The sequence below is a fragment of the Rhodovulum sp. P5 genome (genome assembly GCF_002079305.1).
In the GTDB taxonomy this organism is placed as follows: domain Bacteria; phylum Pseudomonadota; class Alphaproteobacteria; order Rhodobacterales; family Rhodobacteraceae; genus Rhodovulum.
Genome location: NZ_CP015039.1, coordinates 336,283 through 357,571, shown reverse-complemented (window position 1 = coordinate 357,571; position 21,289 = coordinate 336,283). Strand labels below are relative to the sequence as shown.

Annotated in this window: 12 protein-coding genes and 4 pseudogenes; 11 read left to right on the top strand and 5 right to left on the bottom strand. The window is 64.1% G+C overall.

The window, feature by feature from the left end; all coding sequences use genetic code 11:
• Window positions 1-3 precede the first annotated feature (3 nt).
• The 8 genes and pseudogenes from RGUI_RS01765 to istB all read left to right on the top strand — a co-directional run bounded on the left by RGUI_RS01765 (window position 4) and on the right by istB (window position 10,002).
• Entirely contained in the window at window positions 4-306 is a 303-nt protein-coding gene (locus RGUI_RS01765) for a sarcosine oxidase subunit delta (protein WP_081531478.1), read from the top strand.
• Complete coding sequence (locus RGUI_RS01760; RefSeq protein WP_081531477.1) at window positions 303-3,293, top strand: sarcosine oxidase subunit alpha; 2,991 nt, start codon at window positions 303-305, stop codon at window positions 3,291-3,293. The genes RGUI_RS01765 and RGUI_RS01760 overlap by 4 nt, the downstream gene beginning before the upstream one ends.
• Window positions 3,294-3,305: 12 nt before the next feature.
• Window positions 3,306-3,860, top strand: a complete 555-nt coding sequence (locus RGUI_RS01755; protein WP_081531476.1) for a sarcosine oxidase subunit gamma — start codon at window positions 3,306-3,308, stop codon at window positions 3,858-3,860.
• Window positions 3,861-3,877: 17 nt separating this feature from the next.
• Window positions 3,878-5,146, top strand: coding sequence for a serine hydroxymethyltransferase (glyA, locus tag RGUI_RS01750; protein ID WP_081531475.1), 1,269 nt, complete (start codon window positions 3,878-3,880; stop codon window positions 5,144-5,146).
• A complete protein-coding gene (locus RGUI_RS01745; protein WP_081531474.1) occupies window positions 5,147-6,556 on the top strand; it encodes an L-serine ammonia-lyase in 1,410 nt (469 codons plus the stop codon).
• A gap of 189 nt (window positions 6,557-6,745) precedes the next feature.
• Window positions 6,746-7,351: pseudogene (locus RGUI_RS01740) on the top strand (transposase); the annotation flags it as partial.
• 149 nt (window positions 7,352-7,500) lie between these two features.
• A pseudogene (gene istA / locus RGUI_RS21070) lies at window positions 7,501-9,243 on the top strand (IS21 family transposase); the annotation flags it as partial.
• Window positions 9,176-10,002 (top strand): annotated as a pseudogene (gene istB, locus RGUI_RS01725) (IS21-like element helper ATPase IstB). The pseudogenes istA and istB, both read left to right, overlap by 68 nt.
• Before the next feature lie 47 nt (window positions 10,003-10,049).
• Here istB and RGUI_RS22005 read toward each other — a convergent pair.
• The 3 genes from RGUI_RS22005 to RGUI_RS01715 form a co-directional block, all read right to left on the bottom strand.
• Window positions 10,050-10,217: a hypothetical protein gene (locus RGUI_RS22005; protein WP_156882837.1), complete on the bottom strand. Its 168-nt coding sequence runs from the start codon at window positions 10,215-10,217 to the stop codon at window positions 10,050-10,052.
• 79 nt (window positions 10,218-10,296) lie between these two features.
• Complete coding sequence (locus RGUI_RS01720; protein ID WP_156882836.1) at window positions 10,297-11,400, bottom strand: ABC transporter ATP-binding protein; 1,104 nt, start codon at window positions 11,398-11,400, stop codon at window positions 10,297-10,299.
• A gap of 235 nt (window positions 11,401-11,635) precedes the next feature.
• The gene (locus RGUI_RS01715; RefSeq protein ID WP_081531471.1) at window positions 11,636-12,682 is read right to left on the bottom strand and encodes a GlxA family transcriptional regulator; all 1,047 of its coding nucleotides are present in this window, start codon (window positions 12,680-12,682) and stop codon (window positions 11,636-11,638) included.
• A gap of 394 nt (window positions 12,683-13,076) precedes the next feature.
• Between RGUI_RS01715 and purU the strand changes: the two genes are divergently transcribed.
• On the top strand, window positions 13,077-13,934 hold the full coding sequence (gene purU / locus RGUI_RS01710) for a formyltetrahydrofolate deformylase (protein ID WP_081531470.1): 858 nt from the start codon (window positions 13,077-13,079) through the stop codon (window positions 13,932-13,934).
• 64 nt (window positions 13,935-13,998) lie between these two features.
• The gene (locus RGUI_RS01705; protein WP_081531469.1) at window positions 13,999-16,560 is read left to right on the top strand and encodes an FAD-dependent oxidoreductase; all 2,562 of its coding nucleotides are present in this window, start codon (window positions 13,999-14,001) and stop codon (window positions 16,558-16,560) included.
• 752 nt (window positions 16,561-17,312) lie between these two features.
• Here RGUI_RS01705 and glmS read toward each other — a convergent pair.
• Together glmS and glmU are read right to left on the bottom strand one after the other, a co-directional pair.
• A pseudogene (gene glmS / locus RGUI_RS01695) lies at window positions 17,313-19,135 on the bottom strand (glutamine--fructose-6-phosphate transaminase (isomerizing)).
• Between the two features lie 4 nt (window positions 19,136-19,139).
• Window positions 19,140-20,489, bottom strand: a complete 1,350-nt coding sequence (gene glmU / locus RGUI_RS01690; protein WP_081531467.1) for a bifunctional UDP-N-acetylglucosamine diphosphorylase/glucosamine-1-phosphate N-acetyltransferase GlmU — start codon at window positions 20,487-20,489, stop codon at window positions 19,140-19,142.
• Between the two features lie 125 nt (window positions 20,490-20,614).
• Between glmU and RGUI_RS01685 the strand changes: the two genes are divergently transcribed.
• Window positions 20,615-21,286: an HAD-IA family hydrolase gene (locus RGUI_RS01685; protein WP_081531466.1), complete on the top strand. Its 672-nt coding sequence runs from the start codon at window positions 20,615-20,617 to the stop codon at window positions 21,284-21,286.
• The last annotated feature ends 3 nt before the right edge of the window (window positions 21,287-21,289 follow it).

The window sequence follows — 21,289 nt, the reverse complement described above, 5'->3', positions numbered from 1 at the left end:
CCCATGCTTCTGATCCATTGTCCCTATTGCGACGAGACCCTTCCCGAGGTCGAGTTCACCTATGCCGGCGAGGCCCATATCGCGCGCCCGCAGACCCCCTCCGCGCAAAGCGATGAAGAGTGGGAGCGCTTTTTGTTCCTGCGGGCCAACGTGAAGGGACCGCATTTCGAACGCTGGCGGCATTTCCACGGCTGCGGTCGCTATTTCAATGCGGTGCGCGACACGGTCAGCGACCGTTTCCTGACCACCTACAAGGCGGGCGAGCCGCGCCCGGACCTCTCTGCGTTGCTGGAGAAACAGGAATGACGACGTATCGCGTGAACGGCCGGGGACGTGTCGATCCCTCCAAACCCGTGACCTTCACCTTCGATGGCAAGCGTTATGAGGGGCTGATGGGCGATACCGTTGCCTCGGCGCTTCTGGCCAATGGCACGCATCTGATGGGCCGGTCTTTCAAGTATCACCGTCCCCGCGGCGCCATTTCCGCCGGATCGGAAGAGCCCAACGCGCTGATCGGAACGCGCCGCGGACCGGGCCGGTTCGAACCCAACACGCGCGCCACGGTGCAGGAGATCTGGGAGGGTCTGAACACGACCTCTCAGAACAAGTATCCCAGCCTGAAATTCGACATCGGCGCGGTAAACGATGCAGCCTATATGCTGTTTTCGGCCGGGTTCTACTACAAGACCTTCATGTGGCCGGCGAGCTTCTGGCACAAGGTCTATGAGCCGTTCATCCGCTCGGCGGCCGGGCTGGGGGTATCCCCGACCGAGGAAGACCCCGACACCTATGCCTCGCGCAACCTGCATTGCGATGTCCTGATCGTTGGCGCCGGGCCGGCCGGTCTGGCGGCGGCGCGGGCGACGGCGGGCAGGGGGCTGTCGGTGGTTCTGGTCGACGAAAACGCAGAGCCGGGCGGCACGCTGCTGTCCGAACCGCAGGCGATGATCGATGGCAAACCCGCCTGGGACTGGCTGGCGGCGGAGATCGACGCGCTGAAGGCCGCGGGCGTGAAGATCATGACCCGGACGACCGCCATAGGCTACTACCACCAGAACATGATCGGCATGGTGCAAAAGCTGACCGATCATCTTTCCGAACTGCCCGCCGACACGCCGCGTGAACGGCTTTGGCGCGTGCGGGCGAAGCAGGTGGTTCTGGCGCAGGGCGCGCTGGAAAAGCCGCTTGTCTTCCATGGCAACGACCGCCCGGGCATGATGCTGGCGGGGTCCGCGCAGACCTATCTGAACCGATACGGTGTGCGGGTGGGGGACAGGCCCGCGGTCATCACCAGCCATGACAGCGCGTGGTACGCGGCCTTCGATCTGCAGGATGCGGGCGCACGGGTGCAGGCCATCGCGGACACCCGCGCAGAGGTGCGCGCAGATTTGCTGGAGGAGGCCCGCGCGCGCGGCATCCCCACGCGGCTGTCGCACACCGCCACGGGGAGCAAGGGCCGCCTGCGGGTCACGGGCCTGCGCATCAACCCCGTCACGGATGGCAAGGTGGGCGCAGAAGAATGGATCGCCTGCGATTGCGTGCTGATGTCGGGGGGCTGGACGCCGTCCCTGCATCTCTTCTCTCACACCAAGGGCAGTCTCGCCTGGGACGATGACCGCACCACCTTCCTGCCGGACCGGACGCCGGAGGACTGCGTCATCGCGGGTGCGGGCCGCGGCCTTTGGGGGGTCGAAGCTGCGCTGAACGACGGTGCCCTGCGCGGGGGCGAGGTGGCCGACGCGCTGGGACAGCCGGTCGGGGCCGCGTCCTATCGTGTTGCCGACGACCGCATCGGAACCGGTCAGTCCCACAAGGACCTGCCGACCGATCTGAGCCCGGGCCGGGCCAAGGCCTTTGTCGACTACCAGAACGACGTGACGGCCAAGGACCTGCGTCTTGCCGTGCGCGAGGGGATGCGCTCGATCGAGCATGTAAAGCGTTACACGACGAACGGCATGGCGACCGATCAGGGCAAGATGTCGAACATCAACGGCCTGAACATCGCGGCCGATGCGCTTGGCAAGGCGCCGCCTCAGGTGGGACTGACCACGTTCCGCCCGCCCTATACGCCGACGACGTTCGGGGCCTTTGCCGGGTATCACCGCGGCGCGCATTTCGAGGTGGTCCGCAAGACCCAGATCGATGCCTGGGCGGAGGAGCACGGGGCCGTGTTCGAACCCGTCGGCCAGTGGCGCCGGGCCTGGTACTTCCCGAAACCGGGCGAGGACATGGACGCGGCGGTGCGCCGCGAATGCCGCGCCACGCGCGCATCGCTCGGTATCTTCGACGCGTCGACGCTGGGCAAGATCGAGGTGGTCGGCCCCGATGCCGTCGAGTTCATGAACCGGATGTACACCAACCCGTGGACCAAGCTCGCGCCCGGGCGCTGCCGCTATGGCCTGCTTTGTGGCGATGATGGGTTCATCCGCGACGACGGGGTGATCGGGCGCATGGCCGAGGATCGGTTTCATGTCACCACGACGACTGGCGGCGCAGCGCATGTCCTGAACATGATGGAGGATTACCTCCAGACCGAGTGGCTCGAACTGAATGTCTGGCTGACCTCCACGACCGAGCAATGGTCGACCATTGCGCTGAATGGCCCCAACGCCGCCAAACTGCTCGCGCCGCTGGTCGAGGGGGTGGAACTGAACGACGACGCCTTCCCGCACATGTCCTGCACCGAATGCACGGTCGCCGGGATGCCCGCGCGTCTGTTCCGGGTCAGCTTCACCGGCGAGATCGGGTTCGAGGTCAACGTGCCCGCGCCCATGGGCCGGCAGCTTTGGGACACGCTCTGGGAGGCGGGCCAGCACTACGGCATCACCGCCTATGGCACCGAGACGATGCACGTGCTGCGCGCTGAAAAGGGCTATATCATCGTCGGTCAGGATACGGACGGCACCGTCACGCCCTATGACGCGGGCATGGGCTGGGCCGTCGGCAAGAAGAAGCCCGATTTCGTCGGGATGCGCGGCCTTGCGCGGCCCGATCTGGCGGCGTCGGGCCGAAAGCAGCTTGTGGGCCTGCTGACCGAGGATGGCTCCAAGCTGGAAGAGGGGGCGCAGATCGTCTTCGACCCCGATCAGCCGGTGCCGATGACGATGGTGGGCCATGTGACCTCGTCCTACGATACCGGGACCACCGGCCAGCCGATCGCGTTGGCGTTGGTGGCAGGCGGGCAGGGCCGAATGGGCGAGACCGTCCATATCCCGATGCCCGACCGCACAATCGCCGCGAAGATCGTCCCGACGGTCTTCCACGATCCCGAAAACACCCGTCTGAAAATCTGATCGGAGGTCAGAATGCCCAAGACCGTTTCTTCTCTGACACCGTCGGTCGTGGCGGACACATCGGCCGCGCGCGTCTCGGTCTCCGGGATGGCGGGACGCATCTCGTTGCGCGCCCGGGGGGATCTGTCCGCCATCAACTCCGCGCTGGGTCTGGCGCTGCCCGCAAAGATCGGGGGCAGAGCCGCGGCAAACGGGATCGAGGCGGCCTGTCTCGGCCCCGACGAGTGGACCCTGATCCTGCCGATGGAAAGGGTTGCGCCGACGCTCGCGGCGCTGGCCGCGATCTATCCGGATACACCCCACAGCGCGGTTGACATCTCGGGGCGCGAAGTCACCTTCGTCATAGAAGGCGCGCGCGCGGCGGGACTGCTGACCATCGGTTGCGCCCGCGACATCGCATCGATCGGGGTGGGCGAGGCACGGCGCACCTTTTTCGATGGGGCAACCGTGGTGCTTTGGCGCGATGCGGAAGACCGGTTCCGGATGGATGTCTGGAACAGCTTCGCGTCCTTCCTTGCCCGGACGTTCGAGACCGGATGCCGCGAACTGGCCGCCGAAGCCGCCTGACACAAAGGACTGTCCTGATGTTCGATCACCTTCAGACCCAGCGGATTTCCGACAGCGCTGTTGCCGCGGCCATTGCCGCGGAACTCGACCGCCAGCAGATCCAAATCGAACTGATCGCCTCCGAGAACATCGTTTCCCCCGACGTGATGGCGGCGCAAGGCTCGGTGCTGACCAACAAATATGCCGAAGGTTATCCGGGCAAGCGCTACTACGGCGGCTGCGAATTCGTCGACAAGGTGGAGGCGCTGGCCATCGACCGGCTGAAGGCGCTGTTCGGCGCCGGCTATGCCAATGTGCAGCCGCATTCCGGTGCGCAAGCCAATCAGGCGGTGTTTCTTGCCCTGCTGCAACCGGGCGACCGGATCATGGGGATGTCGCTGGCCCATGGCGGGCACCTGACCCATGGCTCTCCCGTGACCGTGTCGGGCAAGTGGTTCGACGTCGTGTCCTACGAGGTCGACACCGAAACCCATCTGATCGACATGGAGAAGGTCCGCACACTGGCGCTTGAGACGCGGCCGAAGCTGATCGTGGCCGGGGCCTCGGCCTATCCGCGCCGGATCGATTTCGAAGGCTTCCGCAGGGTCGCGGATGAGGTGGGCGCCTATCTGATGGTCGACATGGCCCATTATGCCGGGCTGATCGCGGCGGGGCTGTATCCCAATCCGGTGCCCCATGCGCATGTGGTAACCTCGACCACGCACAAAACCCTTCGCGGCCCGCGTGGCGGCGTGATCCTGACCGATGACGAGGCACTGGCGAAAAAGCTCAACTCCGCCGTCTTTCCGGGGAACCAGGGCGGCCCGCTGATGCATGTGATCGCGGCCAAGGCCGTGGCCTTCGGCGAGGCGTTGCAGCCGGAGTTCCGCGACTATACCGCGCGCGTGATCGAGAACGCACAGGCACTGGCCGCGGTGCTGAAGGCGGGTGGCCTCGGCATCGTATCCGGCGGCACCGACAGTCACATGGTTCTGGTCGATCTGCGCCCGAAAGGCGTGACCGGCAAGGTGGCCGAGATCGGGCTGGAACGGGCGGGGCTGACCTGCAACAAGAACGCGATCCCGAACGATCCCGAGAAGCCCTTCGTGACCTCGGGCATCCGGCTTGGGACCCCGGCGGGCACGACGCGCGGCTTCGGCACGGAGGAATTCGATCGGATCGGCGCGCTGATCCTGCGGGTGATCGACGCGCTGGCCGCAACGCCCGAGGGGGACCAACAGGTCGAAGCCGAAGTCCGCGCCGAGATCCGGGCGCTTTGCGCAGCCTTCCCAATTTACGGGTCGTAGATGTTCCTGTCGGTCTTCGACGTCTTCAAGATCGGCATCGGCCCGTCATCGTCGCATACGATGGGGCCGATGCTGGCGGCCGCGCGGTTCCTCGACGCTCTGCGTGGCGGGGTGGACCGGATTCCCGGGGCTGGCGATCTTTACGGTCTGGGGGCCAGCCTGCACGGCTCGCTTGCCTTTACGGGCAAGGGCCACGCCACCGATCGTGCGGTGATCCTGGGCTTTTGCGGGTTGCGGCCTGAAACGCTCGACCCCGACGCGGCCGAAGCGTTGGAGGCGACGGTGCGCCGCGAAGGCATCGTCCGGCCCGACGGGCTGCGCGACTTGCGCTTCGTGCCCGAGACGGACTTGGTTTTCGATTATGGCCCACCCTTGCCGGGGCATGCGAACGGCCTGATCCTGTGGGCCTGTGACCGCGCTGGAAACACCTATCACCGGCAGACCTATTACTCGGTCGGCGGTGGTTTCGTGCTGACCGAGGCCGAACTGCAGGCGCAGCAGCAGGCCCAACCGGACCTGCACGCGGAAAAGGCCGCGCATGCCTTTCCCTATCCGTTCGGCTCGGCGCAGGAAATGCTGGAGATGGGTGCCCGCGCCGGGCTCTCCATCGCCGCGATGAAGCGCGCCAATGAAACCGTGTTGCATGGCCGCGCCCTGGACACGCGGATCGACGCGATCCTGCAGGCGATGGACGACTGCCTGAACCGCGGGCTGGCGCAAGAGGGGGTGTTGCCCGGCGGTCTGAATGTGCGGCGGCGGGCCAAGGCGATCCACGATCAGCTTGTCGCCGAACAGGGGCGCAACCTTGCCCAGCCGCATCAGGCCAATGACTGGATGAGCGTCTATGCCATCGCGGTGAACGAGGAAAACGCCGCGGGCGGGCGTGTGGTCACCGCCCCCACCAACGGGGCGGCGGGCGTGGTTCCGGCGGTTCTGCGCTATTACCGGCAACACTGCATCGGTGCCACGCAAGCGGGGTGCCGCGATCTGTTGCTGGTGGCCGCCGCTATTGGCGGGCTGATCAAGCACAACGCCTCGATCTCCGGGGCCGAGGTCGGCTGCCAGGGCGAGGTCGGCTCTGCCGCGGCCATGGCGGCGGCGGGGCTGTGCGCAGCCCTTGGCGGCACGAATGCGCAGGTGGAAAACGCCGCCGAGATCGCGCTGGAACATCATCTGGGCATGACCTGTGACCCGGCCGGCGGTTTGGTTCAGGTGCCCTGTATCGAGCGCAACGCGCTTGGGGCGATAAAGGCCGTTTCTGCCGCGTCGCTGGCGCTGCGCGGGGATGGCCAGCATTTCATGCCGCTGGACAACTGCATCAAGGTGATGCGCGACACCGGCCATGACATGGACCTGAAATACAAGGAAACCTCGACAGGGGGGATCGCCGTAAATCTGCCGGAGTGCTGACGAACCTTACGTAGCCAAAAACAAGACGCGCAGGTTCTTGCCTGCGCGTCTTGTTGTTTTGGCACTCATGAGTCGGTCCTGAACAACCCCCAAGCCTCTGATTTGGCTGGCTGAGAGGGCGTTCGAGCTATTTCTGAACTGCAGGGTTTGCTACGATTCTGGTCAGAACCCTGCAATCCCGGATGCCCCATGAAGCCGAAGTCCCGCGCTCCCGAACAGGACGATCTGCTGCGCCCGCGGCTCACCGCGATGATCGACATGCGCCACGAGCTCGTGCGGCTCGAGGCGCTCATCGACTGGGCATTCTTCGAGCGCGAATGGGCCGGGTTCTTCCCCTCGCACACGGGCCGGCCGGCGACCTCGCCGCGGATTGTGGCCGGGCTGCTGTACCTCCAGCCCGCCTACGGGCTGTCGGACGAGGCCGTGGTCGCCCGCTGGGTCGAGAACCCCTACTACCAGCATTTCTGCGGAGAGACGTTCTTTCAGCACCGGCCCCCGATCGACCCGTCCTCGCTCACGCGCTGGCGCGGGCGGATCGGGGAAGAGGGCGTCGAATGGCTGCTGACCAAGACGATCGAGGCGGGGCGCGAGGCTGGCGTGATCCGCGAGCGCTCCGCCGAGGCGGTGATCGTGGACACCACGGTCATGGAAAAGGCCATCGCCCACCCCACCGACGCGCGGCTCTACGAGAAGGCGCGCCTGCGCCTGGTGAAGCTCGCCCGCGAGGCCGAGCTCGCCCTGCGCCAGAGCTACGCCCGCCTCGCGCCGCGGCTGGCGGGCCAGGTCGGGCGCTACGTGTGGAACGGCATGCAAAATTGACCCCCATCTTGGGGTGATCGGCATCCAAAAGTGACCCCCCTGATAATTCTGATCAGAAGCTTCCTCAAAAGCATGAGGGAGCAGTCAGGTGATGTTGGTTGTGGAGAGCAAGCCGGTGGGCGCCACTGGTTCGAGCCCACCCGGCGCGCGCGAAGATCAGGCGGGCGCATTTCGTTGAAGGCAAGTCGATCAAGCAGATCTGCCGTGAGTTGCGGGTGTCTCGGAACACGGTGCGCAAAGTCATCAGATCGGGGGCAACCGGGTTTACCTATGATCGCACGACGCAGCCCCGACCGAAGATCGACCCCTGGCGATCGGATCTGGACGAACTTCTGGCCGAGAATGCGCGCCGACCGAAGCGCGAACGGCTGACGCTGATCCGGATCTACGAGGAACTGCGCAACCGAGGCTATGACGGCAGCTATGACGCCGTGCGCCGATATGCGTCCAGTTGGACGAAGGCGACACAGGAGGCGTCGGCAAGCGCTTATGTGCCGCTGAGCTTCGATCCGGGCGAGGCCTACCAGTTCGACTGGAGCCATGAGATCGTGATCCTTGATGGCGTGACCGTAACGGTCAAGGTGGCCCATGTCCGCCTGTGTCACAGCCGGATGCCGTTCGTGCGGGCCTATCCCAGAGAGACCCAGGAGATGGTGTTCGACGCGCATGACAGCGCGTTCGCCTTCTTCGGCGGCGCCTGCGCGCGGGGCATCTACGACAGCGAGACCTTGTTCGCCATTGGTTCAAGAACAATGGTCGAGCGAAGACAGCCGTGGACACGATCTTTGTCGGCAAGGATCGGGCCTATAATCGCCGTTTCCAGCAGATGTGCGGGCATTACCTCGTCGAGCCGCCGTCCACTGGGCTTGAACCAATGGCGCCTCAATGAACGGCCCTGCACCCCGGCGTCGGGTTGGGAGAAGGGCCAGGTCGAGAACCAGGTGGGTGTGCTCCGGCGGCGGTTCTTCGTGCCGCGGCCGAAGTTCAAATCCTTTGCCGAGTTGAACGCCTGGCTTGAGAACCGATGCATCGCCTATGCCAAGGCGAACCGACACCCCGACAATCCGGACAAGACGATCTGGGAAGTGTTCGAAGAGGAACGGTCGAGCCTGGTGCCCTATGTCGGTGCGTTCGATGGATTCCACGCCGTCCCGGCCGCGGTATCCAAGTCCGGGGCTCCGCCCGTTCAGGGCTGAATTGGTCCACCGGACCAATTCCGAGACACCCTTCACCCTGCCTCGTGCGGTTCGACAAGAACCGCTACTCGGTCGATGCCCGCGCGGTCGGGCGGCCCGTCGAGATCCGCGCCTATGCCGATCGCCTGGAATGCTGGCAGGACGGTCAGGTCGTGGGGCGGCATGAACGGACTTTCGGTCGCGGCAAGACGATCTACGATCCACTCCATTACATCCCGGTTCTGGCGCGCAAGCCAGGCGCCTTGCGCAGTGAGCCATTGTGTCGCCATGTGTTCGAGACCAATGGCGAACGCGCCCTTCAAGGACTGGGACCTGCCGCCAGCCCTGCGCCGTGTGCAGCGCAAGCTCGAACGTCAGCCCGGCGGCGACCGGCAAATGGTCGATATCCTCGGTGCCGTGCTCACCGATGGGCTGGAAGCTGTCGAAGCCGCCTGCGCCGAGGCCCTGTCTCACAATGTCCACTCCGCAGGGGTGGTGCTGAACAGCCTGGCCCGTCACCGCGAACCGCCACCGCCGCTGACAATCACGACGCCGGATGCGCTGAAGCTGGCCTGCGAGCCTGCCGCCAATTGCGATCGCTATGACAGTCTCAGGAGAACAACGAATGGAACGATCACAGGTGCTGGCCGCCATGGGCCAACTGAAGCTTTACGGCATGAGGACAGCCTACGACGAGATCATCGCCGTCGCGCCGGAGGCACGCTTCCAGCGTGACGGTCAAGCGACAGCACGAGCCGCATCAGATCATTGGCGACCTCCTGACCGCCGAGATCAGTGAGAGCGAGCCATTGAGCGCCATTGGTTCAAGAACAATGGCGAGCGCGCGCTCGATCAAATACCAGATGACCATCGCCAAGCTGCCGCTGGCCAAGGAAATCGACGAGTTCGACTTCGAGACCGCCGAGGTCAACGAGACCCTGATCCGTGATCTCGCCGCCGGAGACTTCCTCGATCATCAACGCAACCTCGTGCTGATCGGCGGCACCGGCACAGGAAAGACCCATCTCGCGGTCGGCATTGCACGCGCCTGTATCCGACGCGGCCGCCGGGGCCGGTTCTTCAACGTCGTCGATCTGGTGAACAAGCTCGACGCCGAAGCCCGGGCCGAACGACAGGGCCGGACAGCGGACCTGATCTCTCGTCTGGACTTGTTCGCCATCGGTCTCGAACGCATGGCGACGCGATGGCTCACTCCTGGACGAACTCGGCTATCTCCCCTTCGCCCAGACCGGCGGCCAGCTCCTGTTCCACCTGATCAGCAAGCTCTACGAGCGGACCTCGATCATCGTGACAACCAACCTCGCGTTCGGCGAATGGCCCACCGTCTTCGGCGACGCGAAGATGACCACCGCTCTGCTCGACCGCCTGACCCACCACTGCGAGATCGTCGAGACCGGAAACGAAAGCTGGCGCTTCAAGAACCGAGCATAGCGAAATGGCCCACCACGCTGGCCCGCCGCCGCTGCGTTACATGGGGACTACGCAGCGCCGGGCCAGCTCAGCTCCAAGGGGGTCAATTTTCGGCGCCGATAGGGGGTCACGATCCAATGCCGATTGACACTCATGACCGTGATATCGTCGGCCAGCGCGGGCAGGGCAAAGCCGCCAAGCGCCGTGGTGAGGGCAAGAAGGGTCTGTCGTTTCACTAGTCTCTCCATTCTCTCGTTAAGGAGGGCAGATCGGGAATGTCCCGGCCGTGCAGGTCCGGGGCGTTCGGCGCGGTTCTCAGACAAGGTCGAGCGCGCGTGCATCGAGCGGATTCCACCCGATGCGGATATGCTGGCCCTGGGTCAGTTGCATCTGGTCGATGGTGTTGCGGCACTTGACGATGAAGTCGTCGGAGCCGGCAACGCGCATGCGGGTACGCAGGATGTCGCCCATATAGATGACTTCCAGCACCTCGGCGTCGACCGTATGGGCCCCGGCCGGGATCGCGTCGGGGCGGAATTCCACACGTTCGGGGCGGATCGACACCAGGGTCTTTTCACCCTTGGCGCGGATATTCACCGAGGTCGCGTCGATCACCTCGCCATCATGCAGCCGGACCAGCGCGCGATCGCCGTTCAACTCTTCGATCACGCCGGGCAGCTTGTTGTTTTCACCGATGAAACCGGCCACGAAACTGTTCTGCGGGCGTTCGTAAAGCTCTGCGGGCGGGGCAAGCTGTTGAATGCGTCCGTCATTGAACACCGCGACGCGATCCGACATGGTCAGCGCCTCGCCCTGGTCGTGGGTGACGTAGACGACCGTGATGCCAAGCGTTTCGTGCAGGTGCTTGATCTCGAACTGCATATGCTCGCGCAACTGCTTGTCGAGCGCGCCAAGCGGTTCGTCCATCAGCACCAGCTTGGGGTCGAAGACCAGCGCGCGTGCCAGAGCGACCCGTTGCTGCTGACCGCCCGAAAGCTGTGCCGGGCGGCGATTGGCAAAGCCGCGCATCTGCACCATGTCGAGCGCCCGCACGATCTTGTCTTCGCGGTCGCTTTTGCCCATGCCGCGGACTTCCAGCGGAAAGGACAGGTTCTCGCCCACGGTCATATGCGGGAAGAGGGCATAGTTCTGAAACACCATGCCGATCCCGCGTTTGTCCGGCGGCACCTGGTTGATCGGGCGCCCGTCGAGCCGGATTTCGCCATGGGTCGCGGTCTCGAACCCGGCCAGCATCATCAGGCAGGTGGTCTTGCCGCTGCCCGACGGCCCAAGCATGGTCAGAAACTCACCCTTGGAAAGCTGAAGATTGAGGTCTTTTACAACGAGCGTCTCGCCATCGTAGCTCTTCTGCACGTGTTCGAAGGACACGAACGCATCGCCTTGCCTTGCCTCAATCACCCGATCTCTCCCGCGTTTCCTGTCACCCCGTCGCGTCACCGTTCGGCACCGGACGAGATTGATAATTCGCGGACTAATGAGAGTTCGGGGGCCTTCCCGGCAGTATATATGCGCCCAAACCGTAGAAGTTTTGCGCCACTGCGCACATTGCTCGGGCAGTTGTTATTGGGATGCTTAGGGTTTGTGCAAGGCGGCCTGGCGGCGGTCTAATTGCGCGGCAATTTGCGACAGCATTTCAGTCGTCAGGCGTGGCCGACCCACGATAGGCCTGCGGTGTATCACCGAACTGGCGTCGGAACATGCGACTCAAATGCGATGAATCGCAAAATCCGCAATCCACCGCGATCTGGGCGATCGATTTCTGGCTTTTCCGGATCAGGTGTCGCGCCAGTTCAAGCCGCATGTTGAGAAAGGCCGCCTGCGGCGAGGTGTTGAGCGCCAGGCGAAAATGGCGTTCGATCTGACGCTTGCTGTGGCCCATCCGCTGCGCGATTTCCTGCATGGTGATTGTCGTGTCGATATGCTGCTGCATGATCAGCAGGGCACGCTGGACGATTGGATCCTGCGTTTTCAGATCCAGCGGAATGCCGGGTTGCGGTTTCTCGGCCTGCAAGGCGTCGTCGATGATCATGATATGCAGGCTCTTGCTGGCTTGGGCGCGCCCGACATGCTTGTCGACGAGATAGGCCGCCAGATGCGCCGAACTCGCGCCGCCGGAACAGGTCAGACGGTCACGGTCGACCACGAAGATCTGGTCGGCGACCGGGTCGAGCCCGTCGAACTGTTCCAGGAAATCGGAATGGTGGAACCAGCTGACACAGCATCTGTATCCGTCCATCAGCCCGGCGCGGTGCAAGAAGAACGCGCCCGTGCAGACACCGATCAGCGGAACGCCGGCCTCTGCCGCATTCTGCAGGAACCGATGATAGGCCGGACCAAGTGCGGGCGTTTCATCCATCAGGCCGCCGACCACAACGATATAGTCGAACCGCCTAGGATCGCCCAGCCGCTCCTTGGGCTGGATCGTCACTCCGCTGCTGGAGGGGACCGGATCCATCGTGTCCGACAGGACCGTCCATGTGCACAGGATCGGTCGGCTTCGGTCGCCCTCATCGGCCGCGAGCCGCAGAACATCCACGAAATTGGCAAAGGCACACAGCGTGAACCGCCGGGCGAGAATGAAGCCGACCGTCAGCCGCGGACCCTCGGCCCTTGGTTTCATCGCGCGCAGCGGGGTCGCCCGCGGCTTTCCGGCTTGTGACGGGTCGAACTTCGCAGTCATCGCCTACCTTGACATGAAATAGAAATAAGAAGCGTCGTAGCGATAATCCCGTTTTGACGCAAACATTCTGTCTATCGGCGCAAAAATTGTCAGCTTGTACGCCGTGCCGACGGAAATCGGATGCGCTGTCTAAGGGCGTGTTCATGTCCAAAGATCCGCGCATATCGCACAGCCTGCGCCATCACGCGTGGGCGTCAGACCGTCCGGAACCCCGTTTCCGGGGCGGGCGAGGAAAGCCGGGCCCCGCGATGGCCCCCAGAAAGACCCGGGGCAGTGCCCCGCAAGAGTGAGGGACCGCGATGCCGACAACAGACGTGCCAGACAGTATCATCTTCTTTCAGACGTTGTCTCGCGCCCCCGGTCGGACCTGCGCCCTTGATCAGGGCACCCGAGCATGAGCGATACTTCCTACATCTTGCGCATTGCCTGCGACGACCGTCCCTGCATCGTGTCCACCGTGACCACGGCGTTGGCCTCACGGAACGCCAATATCATCGAATCCAACCAGTTCTGGGATCGGCAGACGAACAAGTTCTTCCTGCGGCTTGCGTTCAGGGCGCCAGAAGACCTTGACAAGGCGGCTGTGGAACTTGCCCTCAAGCCCGCCGTCGAACGCTTTTCCATGAAACTGGGGATAGAGGACATGGACCGGCGCCCGAAGATCATCATCATGGTGTCGAAGTTCGATCACGCATTGCTGCATCTTCTGTACCAGATCAAGGTGGGCTGGCTGGATGCCGAGGTTGCGGCGATCGTCTCCAACCACGAAGATGCCCGCAAGATCGCAGAGCAGGAGGGCATCCCATTCCACCACTGGCCTGTGACAAAGGAAAACAAGGCCGAGCAGGAGGCGAAACTGGTCGATCTGGTCAAGGAGACGAAGGCCGAACTGGTGGTCCTTGCCCGATATATGCAGGTCCTGACCAATGAGTTGTCGACCATGCTCTACGGCATGATCATCAACATTCACCACTCGTTCCTGCCGTCCTTCAAGGGCGCAAAGCCCTATCATCAGGCGCATGAACGGGGGGTGAAGCTGATCGGGGCGACCGCGCACTACGTGACCCCCGACCTGGACGAAGGCCCGATCATCGAACAGGAAACCGAACGGGTGACCCATGCCATGTCCGCCGACGATTTCGTCGCGACCGGGCGGGATATCGAGTCGCGTGTGCTGGCCCGTGCCGTCAAATACCATCTCGAAGGACGGGTGATGCTCAACGATCACCGCACCGTTGTGTTCAACCCGTGATACAGAAGTCACCTATCCCGGTGCGCCGCGCGCCCGGGTGTCCCGCAAGGAAGGAATGAGAGTCATGTCCGCATTTCCGGAAAAGGCCAAGGTCGTCATCGTCGGTCTTGGCGGGATCGTCGGCGCCTCGGTCGCCCATCACCTGATCGAAAATGGCTGGGACGACATCGTCGGCATCGACAAGTCGGGCATTCCCACCGATATCGGCTCCACCGCCCATGCGTCGGACTTCTGCTATGCGACCAGCCATGACCTGCTGTCCTGCTGGACGACCATGTACTCGATGGATTTCTACGAGAAGATGGGCCATTACAGCCGCATCGGCGGTCTGGAAGTGGCCCGCGTGGGCGATGACGAACGCATGGCCGAACTGCGCCGCCGGGTGGATTCGGGTCGGGCCTTTGGCACCAATGTCCGGATCATCAGCGCCGCCGAGGCCAAGGAAAAGTTCCCGCTTCTTGAGGAAGACCAGATCCAGGGCGCGATGTGGGACCCGGACGCCGGGCTTGTCGTGCCCCGCTCGCAGACCGTCGCGGGCAAGCTGGTCGATGCCGCCGAGAAGGCCGGCAAGCTGCGTGCCTTTGCCAACACCCCGGCACTGGATCTGATCTCTGAAAACGGGAGCGTCACGGGCGTGAAAACCCATCGCGGCACGATCATGGCCGATCATGTCGTGGTCTGCGCCGGGCTTTGGGGGCGTTTGATCGCGGACATGGCCGGCGAAGACCTGCCGGTTATGCCGGTCGACCATCCGCTGACCTTTTTCGGCCCGTATACCGAGTTCGAAGGCACCGGTCTTGAAATCGGGCGACCGCTGCTGCGCGATCAGGGCAATTCGGCCTATCTGCGCGACACGGGCGATCCCAAGACGACCGAGGGCGGCCAGATCGAGTGGGGCTACTACTACGAGAAAGAGCCGCGCATGGTGCATCCGCGCGACATTCTCGAAAAGGGCCAGGCGCGGCTTGGGCCGTCGATGCGCGACCTTGTGCTTGAGGACGTGATCGAACCGCTGGAACGCGCGATGGAGTTGACCCCGATCCTTGGGGAACTGGGCTTCAACGAAAGTCATTCCTTCAACGGCCTTCTGCAGACCACCACCGATGGCGGCCCGTCGATGGGCGAAAGCCGCAAGCTGCGTGGCCTGTGGTATGCCGTGGCGATCTGGGTCAAGGACGGCCCGGGCATGGGCAAGCTGATCGCCGACTGGATGACCTATGGCCGGACAGAGATCGACCATCACGGCATCGACTATGCGCGGTTCAATGACTTCCAGTTGGAAGAGAAGTTCATCGAGGACCGCTGCTGGGAAACCGCCAAGAAGATCTATAACCCCCCGGTCCATCCGCGAGAGCCGTTCTCCAAGGGCCGCGGCATCCGCCGTTCGCCATTCTACGACCGAGAGGTCGAGCTTGGCGGCTATTTCATGGAACTTGGCGGATGGGAACGCGCCCACGGCTACGCCGCCAACGAGCACCTGCTGGAGAAATACGCCGACCAGGTGCCGCTGCGCGAGAACGAGTGGGACAACCGCCATTTCTGGCGCGTCTCCAATGCCGAGCAGCTTGAGATGAGCGCCGATTGCGGGATCATCAACCTTTCGCATTTCCACATCACGGATATCGAGGGGCCGGATCACGTCGCGCTGATGGAGTGGCTTTGCGCCGCGAAGATCGGCGGAGACGGCACTGTCGGCAAGGGCATCTATACCCACATGCTGGACGACGAGGGCAATGTCCGCGCCGATTTCACCGTGTTCCGGATGGAGGATCGCTGCCGTCTGGTGAACGGGGCAGATGCGGGCCCGCGCGACCTGACCTACATGCGCCGGGTGGCGCAGGACAGGGGGCTGGACGTCACCATCACCGACGTGACCGAAGATTACACGACTATCGGCATCTGGGGGCCGAACGCCCGCGAAAACCTGAAGAAGATCGTCGCGGACCCGGATGCGCTGGACAAGGAGAACTTCCCCTTCGCCGCGATCCGCCCGGTGGAGATTGCTGGCAAGACCGTGACCGCCTTCCGCATCTCCTATGTCGGTGAGCAGGGGTGGGAGCTTCACATGCGCTATGAAGATGGTCTTGCGGTTTGGGACGCGTTGCGCGCGGCGGGCGTGATGGCCGTGGGTGTGGAAACCTACGCCAACTCCCGCCGGTTGGAAAAATCCCTGCGCTTGCAGAACGCAGACCTTCACACCCAGTACAACCTTTACGAGGCAGACCTCGCCCGGCCGAAGGTCAAGGAGGCGGACTTCCGCGGGAAGGACAAGCATCTGGAGTATCGCGCCCGCGACCACCAGCCGGCGATGCTGTGCACCCTTGTCATGACCGACAATGTCGACAGTACGGGCGTCGCGCGCTACCCGGTCGGCACGCTGCCGGTGCTGGACCCTGAGACGGGCGAGACCCTGATCGACGCGCTCGGCCGCCGTTCCTACGCAACCTCCATCGCCTTTGGCCCGAGCATCGGCAAGAACATCGCGCTGGCCTACCTGCCTTGGGACTACTGCCAGCAAGGACGCAAGCTGAACGTGACCTATTTCGATGAGGTCTATGAGGTGGAAGTGGCCGGCATCGGCTATGCCCCGCTGTACGATCCGGAGAACCTGAAACCGCGCAGTTGAGCAGACGTGTCCCTATCCCCTGATGAGCTGATCTGCTAAGGCCGTCAGGGGGCTCTATAACGCTATTGTCGAAGGGCGCCGTCCGGGTGCGGCGCGCGACCGAAGCAAGGTCGACAGACTTGCGGAAGGTCGCGGCCCGGAACCAGCGATGGCCGGGCCCGCGTCGTTCACGCCTTGGCGGTTGCCTAGGTCTGGAACTCGTCAAGCGGGTCGTTTAGGGCGAGCGCATCGGCAAAGCTCAGCGCGCCTTGACCGCACAGGCGGCCAGGACGGTCTTATCGCCGAGTTTGACATCGCGTATGACGCCCATCGTCATCGCGATGTGTCGTCTTTCCGAAAGGTCGACTGGGTCGCCCCTTTGACGATGTGCTGTGTCCCGTCCTACAGGGACTGTCGTCTCGCCCCCGGCCAGAACCCGCGCCTTTCTGACCATTCGCGCTATCATGGCTTTGGTGCACCTTTCGCCTGAACCATCCATGAGTATCTGCGAACTCGCTGCTGAAGAACTTGAAGCCGCATCGTCGCGATAGAAAACCGTTCCTCGTGAGCAACGATGGAGCAAGACAAGCAGGGTCGGGCGCGGCCCGGGCTGTTCGCCCGGGCCAGCTTGGGGACGATGTTCTGAAAGGTTTCGACCGTCGGCGCTGTCCTGTGCGTTTTCACCAGCCTCCTGAACAGAGAGCCCGCCATATCCGCCAGTCTGTCCGAAATTTATTTTTCTCGCGCAGGGGGCCGCCCCATCCGACCGCGCCTCACTCCACCGTTACGGATTTTGCGAGGTTGCGTGGCTGATCCACGTCGGTGCCTTTTGCAACGGCGGTGTGATAGGCCAGAAGTTGGGCGGGCAGGGCGTAGAGGATCGGGGCGAACAGGTCGGGCGTTTCGGGCATGACGATGGTGTGCCAGACATGCCCGGCGGATTCAGACGCGCCGCGTCCGTCGGTGATCAGCAGCACCTTGCCGCCGCGGGCCAAGACCTCTTGCATATTCGACACCGACTTGTCGAACAACCGGTCATGGGGTGCCATGACGATCACCGGCACGGTGGGATCGACCAGCGCGATGGGGCCGTGCTTCAACTCGCCGCTGGCATAGCCTTCGGCATGGATATAGCTGATCTCTTTCAGCTTCAGCGCCCCTTCCAACGCCAGCGGGAACATCGACCCACGGCCAAGGAACAGGACATCCTCGGCCTCGGCCAGGTCGCGGGCGATATCCTCGATCTGGTCGTGCAGGGCCATCGCGGCGTTCAGCCGTCCGGGCACGCGCAGCAGGGCGTTCAGATGGCCGGCAAGGGCCTTTTCGTCGATCTTCTGCCGTTGGCGGCGGCCTCCAGCGCGCAGAGCGCCAGCACGGCAAGCTGACAGGTGAACGCCTTGGTCGAAGCAACGCCGATTTCCGCACCGGCACGGATCGGCAGCGACAGGTCGCTTTCCCGTGCGATCGAGGATTCCGTGACATTGACGACCGCGACGATCCGGTCGGCGCGGCCCTTGCAATAGCGCAGCGCAGCCAGCGTATCCGCGGTTTCGCCCGACTGGCTGACGAAGATTGCCAGTGTGCCGTCGGGGATCGGCGGTTCGCGGTAGCGGAATTCCGACGCGATATCGACATCCACCGGAAGGCCGGAAAGCTCCTCGAACCAGTATTTCGCGGTCAGACAGGCCAGATAGGCCGTGCCGCAGGCCACCATCGTGATCCGGTTGACGCCGGTGAAATCGATCCCGCCCTCGGGCAGAACGATCCGGCGTTCGTCCTGGGCCAGGTAATAGCGGATCGCCTCGCCCAGAACGGTGGGCTGTTCGGCGATCTCCTTGGCCATGAAATGCTTGTAGCCGCCCTTTTCCACGCGGCTGGCATCGATTTCGATGGTCTTGGTTTCGCGCGTGGCGGGCTGGCCGTCGATGTCGAAGATCTCGACGCCGGCGCGGGTGACGACGGCGCGGTCGCCCTCCTCAAGATAGGTGATCCGGTTGGTCAGGGGGGCCAGCGCGATCGCGTCGGAGCCGACGAACATCTCCCCGTCGCCATGGCCGATGGCCAGCGGGCTGCCCTTGCGCGCGGCGATCATCAGATCGCTCTCGCCCTCGAACAGGAACAAAAGCGCAAAAGCCCCGTCCAGCCGGGCGAGCGTGCGCTCGGCGGCCTCTTGCGGGGAGGCGCCGTCGTTCAGGTAAGCCTCGGCCAGCTTGGCGATGGTTTCCGTATCGGTGTCGCTTTCGAAGCCCTCGCCATCGGCGTCGAGTTCTTCGCGCAGCGCGCGGTAATTCTCGATGATGCCGTTATGGACGACGGCGACCGGCCCGGCCTTGTGCGGATGGGCATTAGCGACCGACGGCGCGCCATGGGTGGCCCAGCGGGTATGGCCGATACCGGCCTTGCCCGGCAGCGGATCGTGGACCAAGAGGTCGGAGAGGTTGACCAGCTTGCCGACCGCGCGGCGGCGGTCCAGCCGGCCGTCATTGACCGTCGCGATGCCGGCGCTGTCGTAACCCCGGTATTCCAGACGCTTCAGCGCCTCGACAAGAATGGGAGAAACCTCGTGATCCCCAAGTACGCCGACAATTCCGCACATCTGCTCAAATCCCTTTCCGCTTGGCCTTTTCCGCGCGCAGCCTGTCCATCAGCTTGCGCGCAAGGCCCGCCTTGTTCTCCTGCCGGGCGCGGCCGAGTGCCAGCGCCCCGTCCGGCACGTTGCCGGTGATGACCGATCCCGAGGCGGTCATCGCGTCTTCGCCCACGCGCACCGGGGCCACCAGCATGGTGTCCGACCCGATGAAGGCGCGGGCGCCGATCTCGGTCCGGTGCTTGAAGACGCCGTCATAATTGCAGGTCACGGTGCCGGCCCCGATATTGGCCGCGGCCCCGATGGTGGCATCGCCGATATAGGTCAGGTGGTTGATCTTGGCGCCTTCGGCCACCTGCGCGTTCTTGACTTCGACGAAATTGCCGACGCGCACGTTTTCGGACAGCTCCGCCCCCGGGCGCAGGCGCGCAAAGGGGCCGACCACCGCGCCGCGGCTGACATGGCACCCCTCCAGATGGCTGAAGGCGCGGATATGGGCGCCGGATTCAACCGTGACGCCAGGCCCGAAAATGACGTTGGGTTCCACCACGCTGTCGCGGCCAATGACTGTGTCAAAGGCGAAGAAAACGGTTTCTGGCGCGGTCAACGTCACGCCGTTGTCAAGCGCATCTGCCCGGGCGCGGGCCTGAAACGCGGCTTCGGCGCAGGCCAGATCGGCGCGGGAGTTGACGCCCAGCGTTTCATCCTCGTCACAGATAACAACGCCGGCGGACAGACCGCGGGCGCGGGCCAGCCCCACCACATCAGTCAGGTAGTATTCGCCCGAGGCGTTTTCGTTGTCGATTTCCGAGATCAGGTCGAACAGCAGCGTGGCTTCGGCCGCGATCACGCCGGAATTGCACAGGCCGATGGCGCGTTCGGCCTCTCCGGCGTCCTTGTATTCGACGATGCGGTCCAGTTCGTCGCCGTTCATCACCAGCCGGCCATAGCGGCCCGGATCGGCAGGCTCAAACCCCAGCACGACAACCGCGTGGGATTTGCGCGCCTCGGCCATCGCCGCGATGGTCTCTGGCCGGATGAAGGGGGTGTCGCCATAAAGCACGATCACGTCACCCTCGAACCCGTCGAGCGGGGGCTTGGCCTGTGCGACCGCGTGGGCAGTGCCCAGTTGTTCTTCTTGCAGCACGACATCGACATCGGGGTCGATGTCCAGCACCGCGCCGCGCACCTCGTCCACGCCATGCCCGGCCACGACAACGGTGCGGGCGGGCGACAGCACCGCGCCAGACCGCATCGCATGTTCGAGCAGAGCGGCCCCTGCAACCTCGTGCAGGACCTTCGGCTTTTCCGATTTCATCCGGGTGCCCTGACCGGCGGCCAGGATGATCAAGGCTGTGGACATCGGGGCGCCTCTTTTCTTTCGACCGCAATCCTTTTATCGCGGTGCTGCCGTTTCGCAACCGCTAGCAGTATTTATCCTTGCTTGCCATGCGTCCGGGGCGGCGGTGTTTCGCGCGGGGGTGAGCAATGCGAACGGTTATCTTCGATCTCGACGGCACATTGGCCGATACCAGCGGCGACCTGATCGCCGCCGCCAATGCCTGTTTCCAGGCGCTGGGGCAGGGGGCGCCGCTGGACCCGGTGGCCGATGCCGCGACGGCGTTCCTTGGCGGGCGGGCCATGCTGCGCCTGGGGTTCGAGCGTCTGGGGCATGATGCGGTCGAAGAGGCGGTGACAGCGCAATTTCCGCTGTTCCTAGATCACTATGCCCGCGATATCGACCGTCGGACCCGGATGTATCCCGGCGCCGTCGACGCGGTGACGCGGCTCAGGGCCGATGGCTATGCGGTGGGGATCTGCACCAACAAGCCCGAGGGTCTGGCCGAACCCCTGTTACAGCGGCTTGGCGTTCGGGACCTGTTCCAGTCGCTGGTCGGGGCCGACACGCTGCCGGTGCGCAAACCCGACCCCGCCCCCTATCGCGCGGCGGTGGACCGGGCGGGGGGCAATATCGCCCGCTCGGTGTTGATCGGCGACAGCGCCACGGACCGCGACACCGCCCGGGCTGCGGGCGTGCCTTGCGTTCTGGTCACCTTCGGCCCGGCGGCGGACCAGATGCCGGGGCTGGAGCCCGAGGCGCTGCTGCCGCATTACGACGACCTCGCTGCGCTGGTCGAACGTCTGATCCCGGCGGTGTGACCG